Consider the following 26,316-nt stretch of genomic DNA (forward strand, 5'->3'; position numbering starts at 1 on the left):
CCGGATTCAGTACGCGGATAACGATAGCCATCACACCGATCAGGAATCCGAAGATATATTTACCTCTTTCCGTACGTGCGGAAGTCACAGGGTCAGTAGCCATAAATACGGCACCGAAGCAGAAACCACCAAGAACGAGGTGTTCGTACCAAGGCATTTGAGCCATTGTGTTGTTTTCCATGCCGATTGAGTTGAATACCCATGCCATAAATGCACCACCAACAAATACAGAAATCATTGTCTTCCAACTAGCAACGCCTGTCCAAAGCAAGATAACCGCACCTATCAGAATAGCGATCACACTGGTTTCACCGATAGAACCCGGAATCAGACCTGTAATCATATCCATGTTAAATGCAGGAACACTACCAGATGTAGCAGCTTGTCCCAGCGGAGTAGCAACGGTAAGTCCGTCTACGCTTTGTCCCAGACCGAAGATACTGTCGCCTGACACCCAAACGGCGTCACCGGACATCTTAGTCGGATATGCGAAGAACAAGAATGCACGAGTAATCAACGCAACGTTGAAAACGTTCATACCTGTACCACCGAATACTTCTTTTGCGAAGATAACAGAGAATGCAGTAGCTACGGCAAGAATCCACAGCGGACAGTCTACCGGAACGATCATCGGGATCAAGATACCGGAAACGAGGAATCCCTCCTGTATTTCTTCTTTCTTCCATTGAGCTACCACGAACTCAATACCCAAACCTACTACATAAGATACGATAATTTTAGGCAGTACTGCCAGGAATCCGTATGCAAACATTTCGATAAAGCTACCACTAGCACCCGTGTGAGTGAAATGCTGGTAACCTACGTTATACATACCGAACAGCAAAGCCGGTACCAACGAAATAACCACAATCGACATGATGCGCTTGCTATCAATTGCGTCATGTATGTGCGTTCCCGTTTTCGCAGTCTTGTTGGGCACGAACAGGAATGTTTCGAAGCCGTCAAACACCGACTGGAATGCGTGGAATTTGCCGCCCTCTTCAAAGTTCGGCTTTATCTTATCGAGATAATTTCTTAACGCTTTCATTTATTAAATTGAGAATTGAAAATTGAGAATCGAGAAAAGGCTACGCTGTGTTTACCAGAAGACAATTTCATAAAGTCTCAACTATCATTTTTAATTTTTACTTTTTACTTTTTTAATTCTCCTATGCCATTTCCGAACGGAGCATATCAAGTCCGGCACGAACGATGCGTTGCAGTTCCATCTTCGAAGAGCAGACGAATTCGCAAAGAGCGAAATCTTCAGGAGCCACTTCATAGATGCCAAGTGCTTCCATACGGTCGATGTCACCGGCGATGATTGCTTTAATCAGATATTCGGGCAGGATATCCATCGGGAATACCCTATCGTATTCACCCGACATAATCATGTGACGTTCGCCACCTTTGATGCGGGCATCCAACGTATATTCCTTCTTACCCATCAACCAGCTGAAATAAGAATGGTTGGCACTGAACTGGTTGAAGCGCGGCATGATCCATCCGAGCATTTCGTGAATGTCGTCACCTTCGGGGATAACAGTCAGTTGGCTGTGGAATGCGCCCAAGAATCCATTCGGAGAAACTTGCTTTCCTGTCAGCACGTTACCGCTGATGTAGCGTAAGTCTTTGTCTTTTGTTACATTGCCGGCAAACACGTTGGTGAGCAATGCGCCTACCTGGAGTTTGCAGTATGCAGGTTTCAACACTTCGGAACCTGTCACAGCTACTGTACGGGTGAAATCTACATGGCCTGTATTGAAGAGGCGACCGATGAAGATTACGGCTTGCGGATCAATAGTCCATACCGTTTCGCCCTTGGATACGGGGTCGAGGTGGTTGATCTGAACGCCTACATTACCTGCAGGGTTCGGTCCGTCGAATGCGGTGATTGTAACGTTCTTAGCCTGTGTCAGTGCAGCAGCGTTCTGTTTCACACTGATATTCAGGTAGGTTTTTGCCAGTTTGGCAAGAACATCAAGTCCTGTCTGGAAGTTTGTTTCTTCACCTTTGAGGGCGAACTCGAAATCCGGAGCTAACGGATTAGTGTCGAATGCGGATACAAAGATTCCTTTCGGAGTGACCGTCGGGTCAGCAATGATGTCATAAGGGCGCTGTTTGATAAACGCGAAAAGTCCGGCTTCCAACAAAGCGGTTTTCACTGCTTCAGCATCCATCGAAGCAACATTCTTCTTCCCAAAATCTTCATAGTCCTGCTCTGCAGCAGCTTCCACAACGATGTTCAACACCTTACGACGAGCACCACGTTCAACACTCGTCACCACGCCGCTCACCGGCGAAACAAATTTCACTTCAGGATGATACTTGTCGATAAACAAGGGTCCACCAGCCATTACATATTCCTGCTCTTTCACGACTACCTTAGGCGTCACTCCAGGAAAGTCATCGGGTACGAGTGCGTAGAACCCCGGTTCTTTTACTGTTGCGTACGTTTCAGCAGCTTTACCTTTCAGGTTTATGTCAAGGCCTTTACGTAACTTTATTACATTTGCCATGCTAGATAAAATAATGGTTTCATAAATTTGCCGCAAAAGTAATAAATAAGATTGGGATTCGGGAGGAAAAAAGAAAGGAATTACGGAAAAATATCCGTAATTCCTTTCGTGTTCGTGCACATATCTTCTTTCTTTTGTCTTGAAACCAAAGTAAGAAGCAAAGAAAAAGAACTATTCAGCAAACATAGGATCCCAAGCAGGAAGTCGGATAGGCTTCTGTTTCAACACCTCGAGAGCTTTTTTCGATGCATATTTCGTTTCTACTACTAGACGGAACATATATTCGTTAAACCAATCATCCGTCATGATGAGATAACCCTGATAACCGGCAGCAGGGCCCCAACTATTTTCAACCATCCATTTCGTCGGTTTTCCGTTTTTGTCAAGATCAACAGCCATAAGAGTCATGGCGTGACTGGAGCCACTGGCAAAACTTTGAATGCGTTGCTTCTTGTTCATGCCAAAAGAAGTACCCATAAGAGATTCGTAGTCGTAGTTTTTGACATCCAGCAGACCACGGTCAGAGTTTAGGAACTTACCTACATCGCAAGAGAAATACATCATCGTGCTATCCTTGAGAGAAGAAATAGCCATTTCTTTGATATCCTCGATGGGAAGATTGACATACGTCCAGTTTTTGCCGTCGTAACGGTGGCGGTCGTAGTCTATCTCATAACACTTATAATATTCACGGCTCGGATCATTCATTAACATGACATAATTATCAATCAGTTTTTCGTCACCATACTTTTTCAGGAAAGAAAGCGGAGTGTAAGTTTCGGTAGACACAGGCTCACCCTTAGCGTTATATTCAGTCCAGGTAAATTCAGTAGGAGGAACACCGAGATTCAACACTAACATGCGGTAGATGGTGCTCAACATCTCTGTTTTTGTTTTCTCAAGGGCAGCAGGTTTAGCACCTTGCGCAGCGAGATCACGCAGTTGAAGCCCCTGTTCACGAAGTTTCAGGGCGATCAGACCTGCCATACGGGAGGTATTTTCACTACTGTTGGTTTCCGGCATCACATCTTTGGGAACAAGCCCGTATTTACTGACAATATCGGCTACACCGGTAAATGTTCCACCGTCACTCAAAGGATTGCGGAAGAGCCATTCCACCATTTTATCATCCATCGGCTTACTGCTGGTGTCGATAATACCTTGCAGAAAGAGATTAGCTTTCTCCAGTTGATCGAAGAAGAAAGGATAAGTTTGCGAAAATTCGAAAGAACCGAGGTTATGCTTGGCGATCGCTTTGGCACGCATCACATTCAAACCTGTGAAAAGCCAGCAACGGCCGGAAGATTTCTGATCGGTGATACCTTTGGAAGGCACTTTGATGGAGAAATGTGTGTCCATCCCTTTCAGGTTATCCTGATTGAGAGCCAGTTTACGAATGTCGTTGCTACCGATAGCGTTGCGGATAGCCTTGTCAGTAGGAGTGTTTGCGTAACTCTGCTTGATTTGTTGCATCATGGAGTCGCTGATGCCTCCTTTCACTTCTTGCGCTTGTGTAGAATAAGAAAAAGCACATAAAACAAAAATTGATAAAATCTGTTTATTCATTGATATAAGTAATTAATTAATAGGCTGACAGATCATGATACACTAATAAATACGGCTTAAATGTATGAGATTAAATCATGCGATTTTATTTATCAGCATATCGAAAAACATCATATTCCGCAAAAATACGATTCTTTTTTAGATTTATTATCTAAGAATATCAAAACTAATCGGAATAAAAGAGTTTTCTTTGCAGTCGAATTCCTCACAGAGAAATTATGAAGAAATATATAATAGGAATATTGATGATGCTTCCATCCATCAATATGATGTCAGCCGCGGCTGACAGTACGGCAGTAAAGAGCGATGAACTGCAAAGGTCTACAACTTCTATCAGTGATACTACTCCTACAGATATTGAAGACATCTCGTCAGATACCATTCCTGTCCTTTCAAAGCGCGAGCTGCGTCGCCAGCGCGTGGCAAACCGGAATTTACACTATAACATATTGGGTGGTCCCAGTTATACGCCGGATTTTGGTTTACTGGTGGGCGGTAGCGCACTGATGACATTCCGGATGAATCCGAGTGATACCACCCAACGACGTTCGGTAGTGCCGATGGCCATTGCCTTGATGTTCAAAGGCGGCTTGAACCTGATGACAAAACCACAGCTCTTTTTTAAAGGCGACCGCTTCCGTATCTTCGGAACTTTCTCATATAAAAATACAATCGAAAATTTTTATGGCATCGGATATTCCACTAATAAAGATTATGAACGTGGAGAAGATACCAGTGAATACCGTTATAGCGGCATCCAAGTAAACCCCTGGTTCCTGTTCCGTCTGGGAGAAAGCAATATTTTTGCAGGTCCCCAAGTCGATTTGAACTATGATAAAATTACCAAACCGGCTGCCGGAATGGTTAATGAGCCCTCATATATAGCGGCAGGAGGAACAGAACACGGATACAAAAATTTCAGTTCCGGACTTGGTTTCCTGCTGACGTATGACACACGTGATATTCCTGCAAATGCATATAGCGGAACTTACCTCGACTTTCGGGGAATGATGTATAACAAGGTATTCGGCAGCGATAATAACTTTTACCGTTTGGAAATCGACTACCGCCAATACAAAACAGTAGGACGCCGCAAAGTGATAGCCTGGACAGTGCAAAGCAAAAACGCATTCGGAGATGTACCCCTAACAAAATATGTACTTAGCGGAACCCCCTTCGATCTTCGCGGTTACTACATGGGACAGTTTCGCGACAAGTCCTCGCATGTCATGATGGCCGAATACCGCCAGATGATAAATACGGACAAAAGCACTTGGGTAAAAAAGATGTTAAGTCATATAGGATATGTAGCCTGGGGAGGATGCGGATTCATGGGACCCACTCCAGGCAAGATAGAAGGTGTGCTTCCCAACCTCGGATTAGGGTTACGCATTGAAGTTCAACCCCGTATGAATGTACGCCTCGACTTCGGAAGAGACATGGTGAACAAGCAGAATTTGTTCTACTTCAACATGACAGAAGCCTTCTGACACTATTTAAGCGACGTTCTGTACATAATTTGCACGAAAGATTGCAAAATAGATAATAAAATACTGCACATAAATAAAATTAATCCTTATATTTGCGCAAGCTATAACACAGCAAGAGCAAATAATAGATTTTTTTTATGAAGCAATTTATAGTATATATTTTTTCGGGGTTGCTATTAATATTTATTTCTACCACCCGTGTAGTTGCACAAGAAGTATCTGACTATTCTCAACTAAGTGAAGAAGATTATAGTAAGATTGTTCTCCCTCCGCTATCTGTTTTATTCGAAAACGCTAAAAACAGTCCCATCTATGAGATGGCAGACGTAAAAGCGACGATAGAACGTAAATTACTCCAAAAAGAGAAATGGTCATTTCTGGGTTTCTTCAGTTTACGAGGAAGCTATCAATACGGAATGTTCGGCAATGAGTCCACCTACACAGACGTGGCAGTCGCTCCATACCTCACCTACTCCACCCAGGCACAGAACGGCTACACGGTAGGCGCAGGTTTAAGTATTCCATTAGATAACCTTTTTGATCTCAAAGGACGTGTCAGCCGACAAAGACTCACACTGCGGAGTGCGGAACTAGAACGGGAAATCAAGTACGATGAGATCAAAAAGAACATTATAGAAATGTACACAGTGGTCACCTCACAGATAAAGCTCCTTCAAATGAGGAGCGAGAGTCTGGTACTTGCCAACGTGCAATATGAAATATCCGAAAAAAATTTCGCAAATGGAACAATAGAGTCAGCAGAGTTGGCTACCGATAAAGAAAGGCAATCAACTGCACGTGAAGCATACGAAAACAGCAAGTTTGAATTAACAAAAAGCTTGATGATACTCGAGGTTATTTCACGTACTCCTTTAATAAGAAAATAAAAGACCAACATATGAATTTTATCATTTCCATCATACGAACCCTCTTTCGCCATCGTTGGCTAATATTGATAGGGACCTCTATCTTCACATTGCTGGTCATATATTATACACGCCATATGCAAGGTGGATATGATGTGAAAGCAACCCTTTATACAGGAGTAGCCTCCGGATATAATCTGGAAAGCGACAAACGTACAGACTGGGCAACAGTACAGAATTCCATGGACAACCTGATAAGTATCATGCAAGCCGAAAGCACTCTAAAAAGAGTATTCCTGCGTTTATTTGCCCGAGTACTTATCCAGGGAAATCCCGACAACGAAAACGATGGAGTCACCCCATCCAGTTACAATTACACCTACAATCATTTAAAAAATAGTCCGCACGGACCAGAAATACTCAAGTTGATCGACAAATCAAGCGAGGATAAAACGGTAGCTAATCTGGAAGCATATATGCGCCCGAAAAAAGGTAACTACATATATGAAATGTTCTACTACAATCACCCCTTTTACAGTTACAATGCTTTGAAAGGCATTAAAGTGCAACGCCGGCTAACAAGTGATTTATTGGACATCAGCTACTCTTCCGGCGACCCGGGCATTGCCTATAATACGGTACGCATCCTAATGGATGAATTTGTAGAAGAATACCGCCGTATCCGTTATGGAGAAACGGACAAAGTGATTAAATACTTTGAAGAAGAACTGAAACGGATTGGTAAAAAGCTCAATTCGGAAGAAGATGACCTGACCAAATACAATGTCGAGAAACGTATCATCAACTATCTTGATGAAACGAAAGAGATAGCAGCTATCAGTAAAGAGTTCGAGCTACGAGAACAAGATGCGCTCTTTGCATACAATAGTACCAAGTCGATGCTCGAAGAGTTGGAAAAACACATGGATAGTAATGCCAAGCAGGTGCTCAAGAATATAGAGTTTGTGGACAAACTAAGAGAAGCTTCCAACATCACCAGTAAAATTTCGGAAGCTGAAGCAATGACGGATTCGAAACAAAAAGATGCAGCATCCTTAACAGGAGACAAAACGCGGTTAAACGAACTTAAACAAGAACTGAATGATTTGACCACCTCCTATGTAGGGCACAAATATACCAAAGAAGGTGCATCACGGACCAGTATTATTGACCAATGGCTTGAACAAACATTATTGTTTGAAAAAGCCAAAGCAGAACTACAAATCGTACAAAATGCCCGACGGGAATTGAATGACCGTTACGTCTTTTTTGCTCCTGTGGGTACTACCATCAAGCAAAAAGAGCGCTCCATTAACTTCACAGAGCGTAGTTATCTGACCGTGTTACAGAGCTACAATGAAGCCTTGTTGAGAAAGAAAAATCTGGAAATGACCTCTGCTACATTGAAAGTACTTAATGAGCCTACTTATCCAATTGCACCCAATTCAACCAACCGTAAACAGATTATAATAGCTGCTTGTGTAGGTAGTTTTTTAATAATCATTGCTATATTGCTGTTGATTGAAATGCTTGACAGAACATTGCGCGATGCTAACCGAACCAAGCGAGTAACCGGATTTAAAGTAATAGGAGCCGTTCCCAACCCATCTTCAGCCCGCTACGGTGGACTCACCAAAACTTACGTCGAATTTTCTATCAAAGAGTTAAGTAATTCCCTTCTCCGCTTCCTAACCAAGCGAAAATCGCCTGGTGTGTTTATTATCAACCTATTCAGTACCAGCGAAAACTCCGGTGAGGAAATAATCGGAAATATGCTCTGTGGATATCTGCAAAGTCGCATGTTAAATACTAGATTTATCATGTACGGAGAAGATTTCAACACAAACTCATCTCCATATCTGTTAGCAAAAAAAATCACCGACTTTTACACCCTGCAAGGAGAAGACATACTGATCGTAGCCTACCCGCCATTGTCGAAAAGTAATATTCCGACCGCACTGCTACACGACTCTAATGCCAATATTCTGATATGCCCGGCAGATCGCGGATGGAAAACTATCGATAAGCAACTCTGCGAACAACTCATGATGCAAATGGGTAAAACGGAGGTTCCATTCCGCATATGCCTGACTAACGCCGGTCGTGAAGCAGAGGAAGACTTTACAGGGCAGCTTCCACCATACACCTTGTTACGTAGAATCAGCTATCGTTTTAGCCAACTGTCACTTACAGAAAAAATCAAATTCAATCTAAATAAAAAGGATAAAGAGGCAGAGGAAGAAGACGATGATGAATAATAAGATAGTAACTTTCCATATCTTGTTTGCTCTACAATTTGTGCTGGTAGCAGGAGGTATGTTGATAAATATCAAGGTAGGACTGTTCTCAATGGCAAGCATTTTGTTGTTTACGACTATCAGTTTGGTACAACTTAGCAACGATGAACAAACAAACTGGAAACTAGGACAAAATATAATGACCTACATGTTCGCAGTATGGTTATGTTTCTATCTTCTTGAGATTCTAAATCCTAACAATGTGCAGGCAGCATGGAATATCAACCTTACCCCCTATGCGCTGATACCTTTAATATGCGCCTTTGTTGTTCCACTTATCGTTCGCAGTAAAAAAGATATTGAACTGTTACTGATTATCTGGTCAGTATTTGTCCTCATTTTTACTATAAAAGGTTATTGGCAGAAAAACTATGGTTTTAGCTCCAAAGACCTCTATTTTTTACACGTGCTGGGTGGGTGGCGTACTCATATCATTTGGTCAGGTATCCGCTATTTCTCCTGCTTCTCCGATGCAGCAAACTACGGAGTACACGCTGCCATGTCCGCTGTGGTATTTACCATCTCCGCTTTTTTTGTGGAGTCCAAATGGCTACGCATTTACTTCCTCTGCATTGCTATCGGGGGACTTTACGGAATGGGAATTTCAGGAACCCGTGCAGCCATGGGAGTTATCATGGGAGGAATGTTGATGGTAACCGTTATTGCCAAAAACTGGAAAGCATTATTGGGAGGTATAATCATCTCTATCAGTGTTTTCGTGTTTTTCAACTACACCAATATCGGAAGCGGCAATCAATATATCCACAAAATGCGTTCATCTTTCCATCCATCTACAGATGCTTCATACCAGGTGCGTGTTGAAAACCGACAAAGGATGAAAGAGCTAATGGCAAAGAAACCACTAGGTTACGGCATCGGACTGTCTAAAGCTGGTAATTTCGAATCCAAAGAGCAGATGCCCTACCCTCCCGACTCATGGCTAATCAGCGTATGGGTAGAAACGGGAATTGTCGGACTGATACTCTACCTTTCCATACATGGTATTCTTTTCGCCTGGTGCTCCTGGATACTCATGTTTAAAGTACGCAACAAAAGCTTGCGGGGACTTATCGCGGCATGGCTCTGTATGGATGCCGGATTTTTCATCGCTAGTTATGTCAACGACATCATGCAGTACCCCAACCAGTTACCCGTATATATAGGCTTTGCACTCTGCTTTGCAGCTCCACATATCGACAAGCGCATCAGTGAAGAAAAAAAGAAAGTAAAGAAAAAGAGAGGCAGCTATCCAATAACGAAACTAACTAACAAACAAGAATGACAAACAATATTCCCGACATATCATTTATTACCATCTGTTACAACGGATTTAAAGACACATGTGAATTGATAGAATCACTGCACAAAAAGTTGAAGTCTGTGAGCTATGAAATCATAGTGGTAGACAATGCTTCACGTGAAGATGAAGCAGCGAAAATACACGAATTATACCCAACGGTTATCTGTATCCGCAGCAATGAGAACGGAGGCTTTTCCAGTGGCAATAACATGGGAATCCGTGCAGCAAAAGGCAAATACATTTTTCTTATCAATAACGATACCTATATCGAATCCGATGAAATCGCCTATTTGGTGGAACGACTGGAAAGTCGTCCGGAAATCGGAGGCGTGTCTCCTAAAATACGTTTCGCCTTTCCGCCGCAACACATACAATTTGCAGGATTTACTCCCCTAACGAAAGTAACCCTGCGCAATAATATGCTGGGGTTTGACTGCCCGGACGACGGCAGTTACGACACTCCCCATCCCACTCCTTATTTGCATGGAGCAGCTATGATGATTAAGCGCGAAGTGATTGAAAAGGTAGGAATGATGCCGGAAATTTTCTTCCTTTATTACGAAGAACTGGACTGGAGCACAAGTATGACACGTGCCGGTTATGAACTGTGGTATGAGCCCCGTTGCACTGTTTTTCATAAGGAAAGCCAGAGCACCGGACAACTAAGCAAGCTACGCACCTATTTCCTGACGCGGAATCGCCTGCTCTATGCCCGACGTAACATGAAAGGCATGGAGCGACTGATGTCCGTGCTCTATCAGAGCACTGTTGCTGCCGGAAAAAACAGTCTGTCATTCGCCTTCAAAGGCCGTTTTGATCTGTTTTGTTCCGTCTATTATGGAGTCTGCACAGGACTATTCATGTCCTCATCAAATAAAAACAGTAAAAACGCATAAAAACTCAAGATACTATGAACATTATCGACTGGATTCTCTACATTCCCTTGGTGTTTTGCGTATGCTACCTATTGCTATACGCTATTGCCTCCAAGTTTTACCGGCCCCCCCAATATCCCGAAGCCCGTACGCTCCGACGCATCGTTGTACTCTTTCCTGCTTATAAGGAAGACCGTGTGATTCTTGCTTCCATAGAGAGTTTTCTTGAGCAAGATTACCCGAAGGAACTCTATGATGTCATAGTCATTTCCGATCAGATGAAACCGGAAACAAACGAAGCTCTGCAAGCCCTTCCTATTCGCCTGTTAATGGCTAATTACACAGAAAGTTCGAAAGCCAAAGCACTGGCCATGGCCATGGATTCCATTGATACAGGAGCATACGACATTGTAGTCATTATGGATGCGGATAACATGACTACGCCCGACTTTCTGTCCACAATCAACCGTGTTTTTGATAGTGGCATAAAATCCGTACAAGCTCACCGTACAGGAAAGAACCTGAACACAGACATTTCTGTTCTCGACAGCGCTAGCGAAGAAATAAACAATGGCTTCTTCCGCAGCGGACATAATGCAATAGGACTTTCTGCCGGACTATCCGGTTCGGGAATGGCTTTCGAAGCAGAATGGTTTCATCAGAATGTGAAATATCTCCAGACAGCAGGTGAAGACAAAGAATTGGAAGCCATGCTTTTGCAACAGCGCATCTATACCGTTTACCTGCCCGACTTGCTTGTGTTCGATGAGAAAACACAAAAAAAAGAGGCCATCAGCAACCAGCGCAAACGCTGGATAGCTGCACAATTCGGCGCACTCCGTGCTTCGCTGCCTCACTTGCCCAAAGCACTCTTACAAGGAAATTTCGACTACTGCGACAAGATATGCCAATGGATGCTTCCTCCACGATTGATTCAATTGGCAGGAGTTTTTGGACTGACATTCGTTTTCACCGTTATCGGCGTTGTATTAAGCTTGTTCAATGGCGGATATGAATGGACGATGGCTATCAAATGGTGGATACTGTCGGCAGCGCAAGTAGCGGCCATGATGTTACCCGTGCCAGGTGGTCAGCTGTTTACCAGACAAGTAGGGAAAGCAATCACCAAAATGCCTATGCTGGCATTCACCATGATAGGCAACTTGTTTAAATTGAAAGGAGCCAACAAGAAGTTCATCCATACAGAACATGGTGAACACCATAAATAACGAGTATAATAGTCAAAGAGAGAAATTATGAAAATCGCTATTGAAGCTCAACGAATCTTCCGCACCAACAAACATGGTATGGATTTCGTTGCTCTTGAAAGTATTCGGGAATTGCAAAAAATTGACCATGAAAACGAATACTTCATTTTCGTTACTCCTGGTGAAGACAGATGCTTGGAAGAATCGGAGAATGTGCATATTATCGAACTAAAATGCCCCACTTACCCACTTTGGGAACAAGTGGCTCTTCCACGTGCAGTAAAAAAGGTTATGCCCGATTTGTTGCACTGCACAAGCAATACTGCCCCATTACAATGCCCGGTGCCATTGATATTAACACTGCATGACATTATTTATTTGGAAAAACGTCACTCTTCTAGCTTCACCTGGTATCAGGAGATGGGCTGGTTTTATCGCCGAATGGTAGTCCCACGTGTACTAGCCAACTGTGAAAAAATTATCACTGTCTCACAATTTGAACGTAAACGGATTCTTGATGTTTTACATTTACCTGAAGAGCAACTGGTAGCCGTATACAATGGCTTCAATAGGCACTTCCATCTGCAACCGAAAGCTCCGGAAATAACCCGGAAGTATATTGATGCAGAAAATTACCTATTCTTTTTGGGAAACACTGATCCTAAAAAGAATACTCCAAGAGTACTGAAAGCATACAGTGACTACCTTAAACAGTCAGGACAAAAGCTACCATTACTTATTGCCGATCTCAAAGAAGACGCTGTTGACCGAATCCTGGAAGAAGAAAAGATTACTGAAATCAAAAGTTATATTCACTTTCCCGGATACATTGCGAATACCGACCTTCCAGCACTTTACGGTGGTGCATTCGCATTCCTTTATCCTTCACTTCGCGAGAGTTTCGGTATTCCAATGTTAGAAGCAATGGCCTGCGGAACGCCCATCATTGCAGGAAACACATCGGCCATGCCTGAAATAGCTGGTGAAGGAGCTTTACTTGTCAATCCCTTCAACACTAAAGACATTACAGAAAAAATACTGCAATTGGAAAATGACGAAACATTCTACCAACAACAAGTAGAATATGGATTAAAACGCAGTCAACAGTACTCTTGGCGGAGCACAGCTAAGTCGCTACTAGATATATATAAAGAGTTTGCTAAATAAAAACTAATAAATAGAAATAATAAAAAGATTACAACAAACGGATATCTATCACGCCTATACTGTGTTTATTTTAGTATAGTATTAGGTGAGAATACCCATTTAAAGGCATAAGGATGCACACTTTATAGGATGATAAGCTGTATTTAACAGCTTAATAATCTATTGGGAGCGTTAGTTTTTCTATAGTTCACATACGCAGGCTGTACAGCACACATATGTAAACCGTACAGCCTACACATGCGGGCTTTATGGCTCATAGGTGTGGGCTATAAACTTATCGCCATTACAGTTGGATTATTAAGCCACAATAATCGGATTTATATGGCTTCATTGTGACAAAAACAAGCTATCTTACACCTATATGGTCCTTATACGGCTATTTTGTCAATGATAGATAACTTATTTTACTGGTAAAAGTATGATAGATACATTTTTCGGAAGCTATCTATCATATGTATTATACTGATAGTTAGATGACTATTAAAATGAATGATAGTATGATAGATATTTTTTCACTATGTATTAGCTGAATGTTTTTTCCGTGTTATCAACTTCGTAGATTCCAGTGAATTGCTCAACCACAATCCGAGTCAGTTACTCCTCCGGCAACAGTCGGATGACGTGGAAGAACTAGACAGAGATGCCAACAAAGAGAGGTTATACTTCTGAAATACAGGAAGCTTGGTACGAACAAGAAGAAGAATGGTTCGCCCAAGGAGCCAAGCAATGAAAAGAAGATTAAAAAAGATAGTTATTTTCATATCTTTTTATTACCTTTGTAGCACAGCTTAGCTGTTCAAAATCAAAGGAAAAAACATGAATGAGAGTGAAGGCACAAGCAATCCATCGGTAAAAGCACTCATTGTCTTTAGAGAAAACGGAGATACGGACAATTTGTTCGTACCCATTTTGTGCGATGCGATCAGGATGGATGGCATTGACGTGCGATGTTCCATAAAAGAGTTTTGGGACTCGAATACGGCTTATGATATCATACATTTCCAGTGGCCGGAAGAAGTTATAGGTTGGACATGTAGCGACCCCGACACTATTCGCCGATTAGAAGAGCGTATCCGTTTTTTTCGTTCACGAGGAACACGGTTTATCTACACACGGCACAATGTCCGTCCGCATTATGCTAATAAAATCATCAGTCGGGCCTACGATATTATCGAATCGCAGAGTGATATCGTCGTACACATGGGACGTTTCAGCCACGACGAATTTCTCACAAAATACCCTGGCAGCCAGAATGTAGTGATTCCTCACCACATCTACCAATACACTTACAAAGAAGATATCAGTGTGGAACGTGCACGCCAATATCTCAACCTGTCGCAAGAGGCATTCATTGTTACTGCTTTCGGAAAATTCCGCAACCGTGGAGAAATACGCATGGTGCTCGGAGCGTTCCGCGCCTGGGACGAGGAACGCAAAATGCTGTTAGCTCCGCGCTTCTACCCTTTTTCAAGACGCAACAACTATGGCAAGAATTTCATCAAACGATGGGCTTCAAGAATAGGATATTATCTGCTCATGCCACTGCTCAACCGTATGTTCAAATTACAGGCGGGAGCCAACGACGAGCTGATAGACAACTGCGATCTTCCCTACTATATAGCTGCTTCTGATATAATACTCATCCAGCGAAAAGATGTGCTAAATTCAGCCAATATTCCCCTTGCTTTTCTCTTCCACAAAGTAGCCGTAGGCCCCGATACAGGCAACATGGGCGAATTATTGAGAAATACGGGCAATCCGACTTTCTGCCCGGATAATAAAGCCGACATCATACGGGCACTGAAAGAAGCCCGACAGATGGTCGCGTGGGGAAAGGGAGAAGTGAACTATCAATATGCCATAGAAAATATGAGCATAAAAAAGACAGGGAAAATGTATGTCGAAATCTACAAAAATTTGAGTAAAAGATTGTATCCCCGCTCACATCAACAATCTATCACTGAATACAGTAAGCATGGAATATAATAAAATAAAAGTTAGCATTGTTATCCCTGTCTATAATACCGAAAAATATGTCCGTCAAGCAGTGGAAAGCGTCATGAGCCAAACCCTGAAAGAATTGGAAATAATAATTATAAACGACGGATCATCAGACGGAAGTTTGGATATTGTACAAAAATTAACTCATACAGATTATCGTATACGAGTATACTCACAACCCAACCAAGGGGTATCAGTTGCACGCAATACAGGCATCTCGCACGTACATGGAGAATACATCTACTTTATGGATAGTGACGACCTGTTAGAAGAAGATGCTATGGAACTGTGCTACAATAAATGTAAAGAAGCACAGCTTGATTTTGTTTTTTTTGACGCTTTGACATTTTTTGAAAATGACGTTAAAGATGCTCCAACACTGAATTATAAGCATACAGAAAAGTTGGAAGACAAAATTTACACCGGCCATGAAGCCCTTAAAATCCAATTACAAAATAACGAGTATACCCCCTCTGTTTGCTTGCACTTTATCCATACCGGTTTTCTTAAAAAACATAGTTTGCTGTTTTATTCGGGCATCGTGCACGAAGACCAGCTATTTACGACTTTACTCTATCTAAAAGGGACAAGAACCGCTTGTATCCAACGTACCTTCTTCCACCGTCGCATGAGGCAAAACTCTACAATGACCAGCAAATTCACGATACGGAATATAGAGGGGTATCTTGTAGTCACACGGGAAATACTTGATTTCAAAAAACAAGCAACATTACATGAAACTAAGTTTATTATAGACTTATACCTATCACAAATGCTTGATGCAGCAGTGTGGCAGGCACATACACTTGAATGGAAAGAACGTATCCGATTAGCCTTCTTCTGTCTTTGCAAGTATAAAAAATATGTATCAACCCGAACGATAGGGGCATTACTCTTTAAAGCTATTATTCACTAACCACTCAAAAAGTAATTACTGTAATGGTCAACAATATCAAGCACCAATTATTTTCGGGGGTATTTTACACTGCACTGGCCAAATACAGTGGTATCATAATCTCCCTTATTGTGGCAGGAGTACTGGCTCGTCTGCTATCACCGGACGACTTCGGAATAGTAGCCGTAGCCACTGTAATCATCGCATTTTTCAACCTCCTTACCGACATGGGAGTATCTCCGGCCATCATCCAGCACAAATCGCTGACTAAAGATGACTTATCGGATATCTTCTCATTTACCGTGTGGACGGGTATCGGACTTAGCGCGTTGTTTTTTGCAGCCTCATGGATTATCGCTGACTATTATGAAAGCGAAATCCTGCGAACACTATGTCAACTGCTATCCGTCAACTTGTTCTTCGCCTCCGCCACCATCGTGCCGGGAGCATTGTTCTACCGGAACAAAGAATTTAAATTCATAGCCATCCGTAGCTTCGTCATCCAGATTTCGGCAGGTGTAGCCGCCATAACCGCCGCCCTCTGCGGAGCAGGACTGTACGCATTGATTATCAATCCGATCGTATCCAGCGTACTGATATTCGTGATTTCCTTTCAGCGTTACCCGCAACGGTTACGTTTCACCCTGGGATTGACGATACTCCGGAAGATATTTTCCTATTCCGCCTATCAGTTCCTGTTCAATGTCATCAACTATTTCAGCCGTAACCTGGACAAACTGCTGATTGGTAAATATATGAATATGTCCGATCTGGGATATTACGAGAAATCGTACCGTCTGATGATGCTGCCCTTGCAGAATATCACGCAGGTAATCACTCCGGTGATGCACCCTATTTTCAGCGATTTCCAGAATGACAAGGGAAAACTGTTGAGTTCCTACGAACGTATCGTCCGTTTCCTCGCTTTTATCGGCCTGCCGCTTAGCGTGCTGCTCTTCTTCACGGCAGAGGAAGTGACGCTCATCATTTTCGGTAATCAATGGATGCCGTCCGTACCTGTGTTCCGGATACTGTCGCTCTCCGTAGGGATTCAGATTATACTCTCTTCATCCGGCTCCATCTTTCAGGCGGCAGGTGATACACGGAGTTTGTTTGTGTGCGGAGTGTTTTCGTCCGCGTTCAACGTGGCAGGCATCTTGCTCGGCATCTTCCATTTCGGAACGCTGACAGCAGTGGCAAGTTGCATTGTAGTGACGTTCACCATCAACTTCATACAGTGTTATTGGCAGATGTACCGGGTGACCTTCCGACAAAGTGCCCGGCTGTTCATCCGTCAGCTTATTTCTCCGTTGGTGGTTAGCATTTTGATAGCAATAATCCTCATTCCAATGCAGTATACGCTGGAAGGGATGAACATTTTTGTGACAATTATTGCTAAAGGTATCGTTAGTTTTATTATCTTTGGCATTTATATTCAGATGACACATGAGTACGATATTATCGGCAAAGTGCGGTCGTTAAGAAAAAAAAAGTTTATAGCTATGAATATACGCAACATAATTATTACGCTACGCTATAAAATAAGATATGGCAGTACTGTGGAATGGTATAATTTCTGGTACATCGTTTTACGGAAAAAAAGAAAAATCATACCGCAAGTAGCTTCCATTGACGAAACGATACGTAAAATCATCGACGACCGCTGTTCTGTCAGCCGATTTGGCGATGGCGAAATGCTACTCACAAATTCCCAAAAGGAGCTCCATTTTCAGAAAGGAGATCCCTTATTGGCCCAAAGACTGGTCGAAATACTGCAAAGTAATGAAAAAGGGCATATCGTTTGTATAGCTGACACCTTCTGCAATCTATATCGTTATCACCGCAAAAGCCGTCGTTTCTGGAGAACTCATCTTTATATATATGGTTCATGGTGGGACCGTTTGCTGGTAGCAGAACGGAGATATTACAATGCATTCATCACTCGCCCTTATATGGATTTTGTCCACAAAGAAAATGCCGCCCGATGGTTCCACGACATGAAGGGTATTTGGAACAACCGGGATATCGTTTTTATTGAAGGGGAAAAAAGCCGGCTAGGAGTAGGAAATGACCTCTTCGACAATGCCCGGAGTATCCGCCGTATCCTATGCCCGTCCAGAGATGCATTCGAACGTTTGGAAGATATCAAACGTGAAGCCTGCAGAGTGGAAAAAGAAGCATTGATTATGATTTCCCTCGGACCCACAGCCACTGTATTGGCATACGATTTGTTTAAAGCCGGGTATCAGGCTATCGATTTCGGTCATGTAGACGTAGAGTATGAATGGTGGCGGATGGGTGCTCACAAAAAAGTAAAACTGGAACGAAAGTACGTAAACGAAACCGCCATAGCCGGCGAAGTGGCGGATGCCGGAGATGAATACCGGAAACAAATCATCGCTAAAATCGTTTGAGGAAGAAAAAAACAGTTTGAGAAAGAAAAACAGAATAAACAATTATTGAATACAAAAAAACAAATGAAAGCTCTTTTCCTTATATTCCACGGCTTCAATGAGGCTAACGGAATTAGTAAGAAAATACATTATCAGGTGAAAGCCCTTAAAGACTGCGGAGTAGACGTTCGCCTATGTCATTATGATATTACTCCTTATGGCGAACGACGTTGGATGGTGGACAACGAAGTGATTGCCGATTTTGGCACAGGCTTCGCTGCAAAGATATGGAAACGTGTTTATTACTCACCAATCATTGACTACGCACGCCGCGAAAAAATCGAATTCGTATATATACGTTCTTATCATAACGCCAACCCTTTCACCTTGAGACTAGTAAAACGGCTGAAACAGACAGGCGCTAAAGTGATGATGGAAATTCCCACCTATCCTTACGATCAAGAGTACGTCACCCGCTCTATGAAATTTTTTCTTGCTATCGACCGTTGTTTCCGTCACCAGCTCGCAAAGGCACTAGATGGAATCATCACCTTTTCTAATGCGAAAAAAATCTTTGGCGGAAACACTATACGCATCTCAAACGGAATTGATTTTGAGGCAATCAAAATGAAACGTCAGCAGAACGATATCTCGAAAGAGTTACACCTGATTGGAGTAGCGGAAGTACATTATTGGCATGGCTTCGACCGTCTTGTAAACGGAATGGCAGATTACTACCGCAACCATCCGGAATATAAAGTATATTTTCACATCATAGGTCCACTGTCCGGCGAACGGGAACGGGTAGCAATCCTACCGGTTATCCGTAATAATAATCTAGAACCCTATGTCCTCCTACACGGTCCTTTGCATGGTGAGGAATTGGATATCCTATTTGAAAAGGCTGATTTCGCCATCGGTAGCCTGGGGCGGCACCGCAGTGGAATCACTTATATCAAAACCCTGAAAAACCGCGAATATGCCGCGCGGGGACTCGCTTTCACCTACTCGGAAACCGATGAAGACTTCGACCACATGCCATACGTATGGAAGGTGCCACCCGATGAATCTCCAGTCAATGTTCAGGAACTTATCGACTTCCGGAAGACCTTGAAAATGACACCTGTGGAGATACGCGAATCTGTCCGTCCGCTATCATGGAAAGCGCAGATGCAAAAGGTAATCGACGCTATAAGGCCTAAAGCAAGATAAAAAAATACAATTATTAACAAACAATATTCCGATAAATATGAAAATAGCCTATTGTATCCCCGCCCTCAACTACCCTTGCGGCATGGAACGAGTATTGACACTGAAAGCTAATTATTTTGCCGAAGTGTTCGGTTACGAAATACACATATTCCTGACAGATGGCGAAGGTCGGAAACCTTATTATGACTTACATCCATCCATCACGGTTCACCAACTGAATATTAATTATTCACATCTGAATAAATTGCCTCTCTATAAGAAGATTCCACAATACATGGCTAAGCAAAGGTTATTCAAAAAGAAACTGAATGAACACTTGTGCCGAATAAAACCTGATATCACCATCTCTCTGTTACGACGTGACATCAACTTTATCAATAAACTGACGGACGGTAGTATCAAACTGGGAGAGATACATTTCAACAAGTCTAATTACCGGGATTTCAGCAATAGCCGCTTGCCCTCTTTCATACGCGCTATCGTCAGAAAATTCTGGAGAATTCAACTGACCCGACAACTTCGCCAACTGGAACGTTTTATTGTATTGAGCCATGAGGATGCCAGCGAATGGACTGAATTAACAAATGTAGAAGTTATTTACAATCCTCTTCCTTTTTTTCCCGAACAAATAGCTGACGGTAGTCGCAAACAGGTAATAGCCGCGGGACGTTACGTACCACAGAAAGGATTTGATCGTTTAATTCTTGCCTGGCAATTCGTTACCCGAAAGCATCCTGACTGGATGCTACGCATCTACGGAGAAGGTATGCGGGCGGAACTTCAACAGTTGATTGATTCTTTGGGAGTCACCTCCAGTTGTATTCTCGAACCCGCTGTGCCTAACATCGTTGAAAAATATTGCGAAAGTTCTGTCTTTGTCCTCTCCTCCCGTTTCGAAGGATTCGGAATGGTAATTATTGAAGCAATGGCATGTGGCGTACCTCCTGTTTCGTTCACCTGTCCTTGCGGTCCTCGTGACATCATCAACGACGGAAAGGACGGACTATTGGTGGAAAATGGAAATATAGAAGAATTGGCGGAGAAAATCTGCTATCTGATAGAAAACGAAGAAACCCGTAAGGAAATGGGACGCCAAGCTCGCGCTGATGTGCAACGGTTCAAAATAGAATATATTGCCGAACAATGGAAAAAGTTGTTCGAAAGTTTGGTCGCCGCGGCAAAAAATAATTAAAATGCCCGATATGGACAAAGACGCTTGAAGAATTAGTTCACCCTAAAAAAAATAATTCATGAAATGGTATTCTAAATATATACAAGTTTATGAGAAGCCTTTCGCTTCAGCACCACAAAAAATAATTGATTCCGTTAGAAATAAATTACAGAGGTTATCTGAAAACAAACAACCTCTAGCATCTGTCATTCTCATCTGCCATAACGAAGAGACTCGTTTATTGAGCTGCTTATGGTCGCTTTGTGAGAATCAGTGTGACTTTCCTATCGAAATATTGGCCATCAATAATAACTCTTCGGACCATACGGAGGAGGTATTGAAACAACTAGGAGTTACTTACTCCAATGAGGTGCAAAAAGGACCTGGACATGCCCGCCAATGCGGACTGAATCAGGCTAAAGGAGCTTACCATATTTGCATTGATGCCGATACCATATACCCTCCCCATTATATCGAAACACATATCAAAGAATTGAGGAAGAAAGGGGTAGTCGGTACATTCAGTCTGTGGAGCTTTATTCCTGATAAAACACATTCTAAATTCGGGTTATGGCTTTATGAAACATTAAGAGATCTTCATCTGACTATTCAGGCTATACAACGTCCGGAACTCTGTGTTCGTGGTATGACATTCGGATTCAACACCGAGCTAGGCAGAAGATTCGGGTTTCGAAAAGATATTATTCGAGGGGAAGACGGATCGCTGGCTCTAGCAATGAAGCCCTACGGTAAACTTATTTTCATCCATTCCAGAAAAGCCAGAGTGATGACAGGATATGGAACGTTGAATAACGATGGTGGGCTGCTCAACAGTTTCAAAATACGCTTTATCAAGGGACTGAAAGGTATAGGCAGCATTTTTACCAAGAAAAAAGAGTATAAGGACGAGGAGAATAATCTCATAAAAAGAAATAAGTGAGCAAATAAATAAAGAAGAAGTCATAAACATATACAGCTATGAACGAAACCATTACCCTCTGCCTTGAAATCATTTTCTGGCTTGCCCTATTCATTGTGTTCTACACCTATCTGGGCTACGGAATTGTGCTTTACGTTCTTGTCAAGTTGAAAGAGCTTTTCGTGAAGCCTGTGAAGCGTTCGTTGCCGGCATCAGACGCAGACCTGCCGGAAGTTACCCTCTTCATTACGGCATTCAACGAAGAAGATGTAGTGGACGAGAAGATGGAAAACAGTCTTGAGCTGGATTATCCTGCGGACAAGCTGCACATCGTATGGGTGACGGACGGCAGCGATGACGGTACGAACGAACGATTGCAGACGCGTTGGCAGGGGAAAGCGACCGTACATTTCCAACCGCTCCGGCAAGGTAAGACGGCTGCAATGACACGTGGAATGACGTTGGTGGACACTCCGCTCGTTGTTTTTACGGATGCCAACACGATGGTGAACCGGGAGGCAATACGGGAAATTGTGCTTGCTTTCCAGGATCCGAAAGTGGGCTGCGTGGCTGGTGAAAAACGGATTGCCGTGCAGACCAAAGACGGGGCGGCTGCCGGTGGTGAAGGTATTTACTGGAAATACGAATCAACCCTGAAAGCACTTGATGCACGGCTCTACTCTGCCGTAGGAGCAGCAGGCGAACTGTTTGCCGTGCGTAACGAACTGTTCGAAGCGATGGAGCCGGATACGTTGCTCGACGATTTTATTCTTTCGCTCCGGATCACCATGAAAGGTTATACCATTGCTTATTGCACCAATGCTTACGCTATCGAAAGCGGTTCGGCAGATATGCGCGAAGAAGAAAAGCGGAAAGTGCGCATCGCTGCGGGAGGATTGCAGTCTATCTGGCGACTTCGTCCGTTGCTTAATCCTTTCCGTTACGGGATACTTAGCTTTCAATATACGTCGCACCGGGTATTGCGATGGTCTATTACTCCGTTCCTGTTGTTTGCGCTCTTCCCGCTGAATATTGCGATTCTGCTGTTGGGTGGTTCCACGATATTTTACGGAGTGCTGCTTGCCATGCAGGTTCTTTTTTACGGGTTGGGATATTGGGGATATTACCTATCTACGAAACAGATAAAAAACAAGTTGCTCTTTATCCCCTACTACTTTTTATTTATGAATGTCAATGTGCTGAAAGGCATCCGCTATCTCAAGAAGAAAAAAGGAAGCGGAGCCTGGGAAAAGGCGAAACGCGCTGAAAAGTAGAAACAAATGCCGTAATCTTTTGTTATCCTTATAAGAGACATAAGTCTCTATTATCTAATAAAAAAACAGACATGGACAGAATATTACATGATGCGAATAACGCACAAAGAATATTGAAACTGACGGCAGATACAATGCTATTGGTTGACAGGCATGGCGTCTGCGTAGACATTGAGCCTCATTGTGATCTATGGTTTCTGCAAGAGGATATACTTTTAGGAAAAAATATATTTGAGCTTTTACCGGAATATACAAGAGAGAGGGTGATGCCCATCTTTCAGATTGTGCTCGAAGAACAGCGTAGCATCAGCAAGAACTTCAAGCTGGTGCTGAATGACGAAATTTTCTACTTCAAATGCCTCATGTTTCCGTATGACGGCATGGTGCTTTGTCAATATCGTGACATCACGCAAAGAAGTAACGTAAAGCGTCGGCTGGAGCAGGCGAATCTCACCCTGCGAGCCATCCAAAAAGTAGCCCAGATAGGACAATGGACGTACAATACGAACCAAAATATCTTTCATTATCTTGGATATACTGGTGTTTTGTGCGAAGAAAGTGTGCAGAACCTTGCCATTGAGAAATATGTGGAACTGATTGTAGAAGAAGACCGTCAGAGTTTCAGGGAATGGTGTCGGGTGAACGAAAGGGAACTCAACATGGAGAGCATCAGCTATCGTGTCCGACTGAACGGGGAAATCTTCTATATGCGTATCCAGACTTATTTGCGTGAAGAGCGCCCCGACGGTAGTTTCAACATCGAGGGGTATATTCAGAATATTACGGACATACAGCACCGCAGAAATGACATCAATACGTTGACGCACGCTATCAACAACGCCAAAGAGAGTATCTTTGCCGCCAGACCCGATGGTACGATCATCTTCGCCAATCGTCGTTTCCTGCGCAATCACGGTATTCCCGAAAGTGAGGATATCAGTCAGTTGAAAATCTACAATGTTGCCGCAGATATGCCTACGCAGGAGGCTTGGGACGAACGTTGTAAAGATGTCATACACGGTGGCAGCAGCAACTTTGTGGCTCATCATCCATCGAAAATCAATAAAGGTATATTGGCTTACGAAGGTACGATGTACAACGTGACCAATGATTCCGGAGAAGAAAGTTACTGGTCGTTTGCTCATGATATTTCCGAGAGGATTCGGTATGAGGCACAAATCAAACGGCTCAACCAAATCATGGATACGACCATCAACAATCTCCCTGCCGGGATTGTAGTGAAGGAAATCAACAACGACTTCCGATACATTTACCGGAATCGGGAGGCCTACAACCGCGATCTTTACAAGAACGATCCTGTCGGTAAGAATGACTTCGATTTCTATCCGCCTATCGTGGCAGAGAAGAAGAGACAGGAGGATATCCAAGTGGCCACCAGCGGAAAAGGTATGCACTGGACGGTGGAAGGAAAGGATCGGAACGGAAACCTGATTATCCTTGACAAGCGGAAGATCCGGGTGGATGGGGATGAATTGTCTTCGCCTATCATCGTCAGCATCGAATGGGATGTCACGGAACTGGAAATGATAAAGCGGGAACTACTGTCTTCGAAGGAGAAAGCTGAAATGTCTGATAGTTTGAAATCGGCTTTCCTTGCCAATATGAGTCATGAGATACGTACTCCGCTGAATGCTATTGTGGGGTTCTCGCATCTCATTGCCGAAAGTGATGATGCGGAAGAACGAAAGACGTACTACAACATCGTAAACGCGAACAACGAGCGTATTTTGCAACTCATCAACGAGATTCTCGATCTCTCGAAGATTGAATCGGGAACCATCGAGTTTTCCTTCGGACCGGCCAGTCTCCATAATCTCTGCCGGGAAGTGCACGATGCTCATATATTCCGTACTCCGCAGGGAGTAAGCCTTGTCTATGAGTCTTCGGACGAGAGTCTGATGATTGAGACGGACAAGAATCGAGTGTTCCAGGTGATTTCGAATCTGATTGGGAATGCTGTCAAGTTTACGAAAGAGGGAAGTATCAGTTATGGTTACAAGTTGGTGGACAACCAGATTGTTTTCCACGTAACAGATACAGGGACGGGAATTGAGCCGGAGAAAGTGGGACGTGTGTTCGAACGTTTTGCAAAGTTGAACAATCATGCGCAGGGCACAGGATTGGGGTTATCTATCTGTAAGTCTATTGTTGAGCGTCTCGGTGGAAAGATTTCCGTCAGTTCCGAATTTGGCAAGGGAACGACGTTTACATTTACTTTGCCATATACGGTTGCAGAATCCGTGAGTGTAGATTCGGAGAAAAAGAATGATAATGAGACGAGCGGAGGTATGAGCAGTGCTGTAAATACACGGCATGCTTGTATTTTGGTTGCCGAGGATACGGACAGTAACTTTGATTTATTGGAGGCTATCTTAGGTAAGGAGCACCGGATTATTCGTGCGCATGACGGAATGGAGGTTGTCACGATGTTCGATGAGGTGAAACCCGATCTTATCCTGATGGATATCAAAATGCCGAATTTGGATGGATTGGAGGCAACGAAAATCATTCGGGAGCTGTCTGCCACTGTTCCTATCATTGCTCAAAGTGCCTTTGCCTATGAGCAGGACCGGAAAGCGGCAAAAGAGGCCGGATGCAATGATTTTATAGCTAAACCGATAGCGGATGATAAGCTGAAAGCTATGATTCATAAATGGTTGTCGCCTCCGTAAAAGGGCACATATTATAGAGTACATATTGTATAGAAAACGCTTTAATAGTGATATAATCACCCAATAACTTAGATTAGATGAAAGCCTTTTACAGACTGTTTTATTACATATCCATCGTGCTGACCAGTATTTTGGCAGGAGTTACCATTGCGGGCGCCTTCGTAGGTAATGCCGCACCGGATAGTTTCAAATTTATGCCTTTCATCGGTTTGATTTTACCGATACTTTTGTTGGCTAACCTTGCTTCTGTCATCTACTGGACGATCCGTTGGCGGTGTTGGGTTTTCATCCCTCTGATTGCTATATTTAGTAACTGGAGCTATATTAGTTGTGTGATTCAATCTCCTTTTTTCAGCCCGGCTTCGGCTCCAATGGTCAAAATGAACGCGTATACTCCTGGTATTCTAACTGTTGCTAATTACAACGTTGCGGCTTTGAATCATGAGCATACCGGTTATGCATGCAAAGAG

The 26,316-nt window shown here is 43.1% G+C and carries 18 protein-coding genes and 2 pseudogenes; 17 read left to right on the plus strand and 3 right to left on the minus strand.

Annotated features, from left to right (window positions below):
• The 3 genes from ACT8YW_RS13205 to ACT8YW_RS13215 form a co-directional block, all read right to left on the minus strand.
• Positions 1 to 1,048: NADH:ubiquinone reductase (Na(+)-transporting) subunit B (locus tag ACT8YW_RS13205; protein ID WP_444105463.1), on the minus strand; the 1,048-nt coding region annotated here is incomplete at its 3' end.
• A 121-nt stretch (positions 1,049 to 1,169) separates the two neighbouring features.
• Positions 1,170 to 2,519 carry a Na(+)-translocating NADH-quinone reductase subunit A gene (locus ACT8YW_RS13210; protein ID WP_008647277.1) on the minus strand — a complete coding sequence of 450 codons (1,350 nt, stop codon included), beginning with the start codon at positions 2,517 to 2,519 and terminating at the stop codon, positions 1,170 to 1,172.
• Positions 2,520 to 2,690: 171 nt separating this feature from the next.
• On the minus strand, positions 2,691 to 4,085 hold the full coding sequence (locus ACT8YW_RS13215; protein WP_004326957.1) for a C1 family peptidase: 1,395 nt from the start codon (positions 4,083 to 4,085) through the stop codon (positions 2,691 to 2,693).
• A 218-nt stretch (positions 4,086 to 4,303) separates the two neighbouring features.
• On the opposite strand from ACT8YW_RS13215, the gene ACT8YW_RS13220 reads away from it, so the two are divergent.
• The 17 genes and pseudogenes from ACT8YW_RS13220 to ACT8YW_RS13300 form a co-directional block, all read left to right on the plus strand.
• Positions 4,304 to 5,575: a BamA/TamA family outer membrane protein gene (locus ACT8YW_RS13220; protein WP_444105466.1), complete on the plus strand. Its 1,272-nt coding sequence runs from the start codon at positions 4,304 to 4,306 to the stop codon at positions 5,573 to 5,575.
• A 137-nt stretch (positions 5,576 to 5,712) separates the two neighbouring features.
• A complete protein-coding gene (locus tag ACT8YW_RS13225) occupies positions 5,713 to 6,462 on the plus strand; it encodes a TolC family protein (RefSeq protein ID WP_154030302.1) in 750 nt (249 codons plus the stop codon).
• Positions 6,463 to 6,473: 11 nt separating this feature from the next.
• On the plus strand, positions 6,474 to 8,699 hold the full coding sequence (locus ACT8YW_RS13230) for a GumC family protein (protein WP_444105468.1): 2,226 nt from the start codon (positions 6,474 to 6,476) through the stop codon (positions 8,697 to 8,699).
• Positions 8,692 to 10,020 (plus strand): O-antigen ligase family protein, encoded by a 1,329-nt coding sequence (locus tag ACT8YW_RS13235; protein ID WP_154030337.1) that lies wholly within the window; start codon positions 8,692 to 8,694, stop codon positions 10,018 to 10,020. Before ACT8YW_RS13230 ends, ACT8YW_RS13235 begins: the two co-directional genes overlap by 8 nt.
• A complete protein-coding gene (locus tag ACT8YW_RS13240) occupies positions 10,017 to 10,934 on the plus strand; it encodes a glycosyltransferase family 2 protein (RefSeq protein WP_154030306.1) in 918 nt (305 codons plus the stop codon). The genes ACT8YW_RS13235 and ACT8YW_RS13240 overlap by 4 nt, the downstream gene beginning before the upstream one ends.
• Before the next feature lie 14 nt (positions 10,935 to 10,948).
• Positions 10,949 to 12,142 carry a glycosyltransferase gene (locus ACT8YW_RS13245; protein WP_444105470.1) on the plus strand — a complete coding sequence of 398 codons (1,194 nt, stop codon included), beginning with the start codon at positions 10,949 to 10,951 and terminating at the stop codon, positions 12,140 to 12,142.
• 27 nt (positions 12,143 to 12,169) lie between these two features.
• Positions 12,170 to 13,288: a glycosyltransferase family 4 protein gene (locus tag ACT8YW_RS13250; RefSeq protein ID WP_444105472.1), complete on the plus strand. Its 1,119-nt coding sequence runs from the start codon at positions 12,170 to 12,172 to the stop codon at positions 13,286 to 13,288.
• Between the two features lie 816 nt (positions 13,289 to 14,104).
• Positions 14,105 to 15,274, plus strand: a complete 1,170-nt coding sequence (locus ACT8YW_RS13255; RefSeq protein WP_154030312.1) for a glycosyltransferase family 1 protein — start codon at positions 14,105 to 14,107, stop codon at positions 15,272 to 15,274.
• Positions 15,264 to 16,205 carry a glycosyltransferase family 2 protein gene (locus tag ACT8YW_RS13260; RefSeq protein ID WP_154030314.1) on the plus strand — a complete coding sequence of 314 codons (942 nt, stop codon included), beginning with the start codon at positions 15,264 to 15,266 and terminating at the stop codon, positions 16,203 to 16,205. The genes ACT8YW_RS13255 and ACT8YW_RS13260 overlap by 11 nt, the downstream gene beginning before the upstream one ends.
• Before the next feature lie 23 nt (positions 16,206 to 16,228).
• Positions 16,229 to 17,674: pseudogene (locus ACT8YW_RS13265) on the plus strand (lipopolysaccharide biosynthesis protein); the annotation flags it as partial.
• 12 nt (positions 17,675 to 17,686) lie between these two features.
• Positions 17,687 to 18,598: an SP_1767 family glycosyltransferase gene (locus ACT8YW_RS13270; RefSeq protein WP_444105482.1), complete on the plus strand. Its 912-nt coding sequence runs from the start codon at positions 17,687 to 17,689 to the stop codon at positions 18,596 to 18,598.
• Positions 18,599 to 18,661: 63 nt separating this feature from the next.
• Complete coding sequence (locus tag ACT8YW_RS13275; RefSeq protein ID WP_444105475.1) at positions 18,662 to 19,789, plus strand: glycosyltransferase family 1 protein; 1,128 nt, start codon at positions 18,662 to 18,664, stop codon at positions 19,787 to 19,789.
• A 37-nt stretch (positions 19,790 to 19,826) separates the two neighbouring features.
• The gene (locus tag ACT8YW_RS13280; RefSeq protein WP_154030322.1) at positions 19,827 to 20,981 is read left to right on the plus strand and encodes a glycosyltransferase family 4 protein; all 1,155 of its coding nucleotides are present in this window, start codon (positions 19,827 to 19,829) and stop codon (positions 20,979 to 20,981) included.
• Positions 20,982 to 21,039: 58 nt separating this feature from the next.
• Positions 21,040 to 21,900: a glycosyltransferase family 2 protein gene (locus ACT8YW_RS13285; RefSeq protein WP_154030324.1), complete on the plus strand. Its 861-nt coding sequence runs from the start codon at positions 21,040 to 21,042 to the stop codon at positions 21,898 to 21,900.
• Positions 21,901 to 21,938: 38 nt separating this feature from the next.
• On the plus strand, positions 21,939 to 23,153 hold the full coding sequence (locus tag ACT8YW_RS13290; RefSeq protein WP_444105478.1) for a glycosyltransferase family 2 protein: 1,215 nt from the start codon (positions 21,939 to 21,941) through the stop codon (positions 23,151 to 23,153).
• Between the two features lie 71 nt (positions 23,154 to 23,224).
• Complete coding sequence (locus ACT8YW_RS13295) at positions 23,225 to 25,846, plus strand: ATP-binding protein (protein WP_444105480.1); 2,622 nt, start codon at positions 23,225 to 23,227, stop codon at positions 25,844 to 25,846.
• 77 nt (positions 25,847 to 25,923) lie between these two features.
• Positions 25,924 to 26,316 (plus strand): annotated as a pseudogene (locus ACT8YW_RS13300) (endonuclease/exonuclease/phosphatase family protein); the annotation flags it as partial.

The organism is Bacteroides sp., assembly GCF_052357945.1.
Classification (GTDB): Bacteria; Bacteroidota; Bacteroidia; order Bacteroidales; family Bacteroidaceae; genus Bacteroides.

What these genes read in the sequence shown, in the direction of transcription:
- ACT8YW_RS13210 (WP_008647277.1), bottom strand. Translation starts at nt 2,519, where the DNA reads ATGGCAAATGTAATAAAGTTACGTAAAGGCCTTGACATAAACCTGAAA.
- ACT8YW_RS13215 (WP_004326957.1), bottom strand. Translation starts at nt 4,085, where the DNA reads ATGAATAAACAGATTTTATCAATTTTTGTTTTATGTGCTTTTTCTTAT.
- ACT8YW_RS13220 (WP_444105466.1), top strand. Translation starts at nt 4,304, where the DNA reads ATGAAGAAATATATAATAGGAATATTGATGATGCTTCCATCCATCAAT.
- ACT8YW_RS13225 (WP_154030302.1), top strand. Translation starts at nt 5,713, where the DNA reads ATGAAGCAATTTATAGTATATATTTTTTCGGGGTTGCTATTAATATTT.
- ACT8YW_RS13230 (WP_444105468.1), top strand. Translation starts at nt 6,474, where the DNA reads ATGAATTTTATCATTTCCATCATACGAACCCTCTTTCGCCATCGTTGG.
- ACT8YW_RS13235 (WP_154030337.1), top strand. Translation starts at nt 8,692, where the DNA reads ATGAATAATAAGATAGTAACTTTCCATATCTTGTTTGCTCTACAATTT.
- ACT8YW_RS13240 (WP_154030306.1), top strand. Translation starts at nt 10,017, where the DNA reads ATGACAAACAATATTCCCGACATATCATTTATTACCATCTGTTACAAC.
- ACT8YW_RS13245 (WP_444105470.1), top strand. Translation starts at nt 10,949, where the DNA reads ATGAACATTATCGACTGGATTCTCTACATTCCCTTGGTGTTTTGCGTA.
- ACT8YW_RS13250 (WP_444105472.1), top strand. Translation starts at nt 12,170, where the DNA reads ATGAAAATCGCTATTGAAGCTCAACGAATCTTCCGCACCAACAAACAT.
- ACT8YW_RS13255 (WP_154030312.1), top strand. Translation starts at nt 14,105, where the DNA reads ATGAATGAGAGTGAAGGCACAAGCAATCCATCGGTAAAAGCACTCATT.
- ACT8YW_RS13260 (WP_154030314.1), top strand. Translation starts at nt 15,264, where the DNA reads ATGGAATATAATAAAATAAAAGTTAGCATTGTTATCCCTGTCTATAAT.
- ACT8YW_RS13270 (WP_444105482.1), top strand. Translation starts at nt 17,687, where the DNA reads ATGAATATACGCAACATAATTATTACGCTACGCTATAAAATAAGATAT.
- ACT8YW_RS13275 (WP_444105475.1), top strand. Translation starts at nt 18,662, where the DNA reads ATGAAAGCTCTTTTCCTTATATTCCACGGCTTCAATGAGGCTAACGGA.
- ACT8YW_RS13280 (WP_154030322.1), top strand. Translation starts at nt 19,827, where the DNA reads ATGAAAATAGCCTATTGTATCCCCGCCCTCAACTACCCTTGCGGCATG.
- ACT8YW_RS13285 (WP_154030324.1), top strand. Translation starts at nt 21,040, where the DNA reads ATGAAATGGTATTCTAAATATATACAAGTTTATGAGAAGCCTTTCGCT.
- ACT8YW_RS13290 (WP_444105478.1), top strand. Translation starts at nt 21,939, where the DNA reads ATGAACGAAACCATTACCCTCTGCCTTGAAATCATTTTCTGGCTTGCC.
- ACT8YW_RS13295 (WP_444105480.1), top strand. Translation starts at nt 23,225, where the DNA reads ATGGACAGAATATTACATGATGCGAATAACGCACAAAGAATATTGAAA.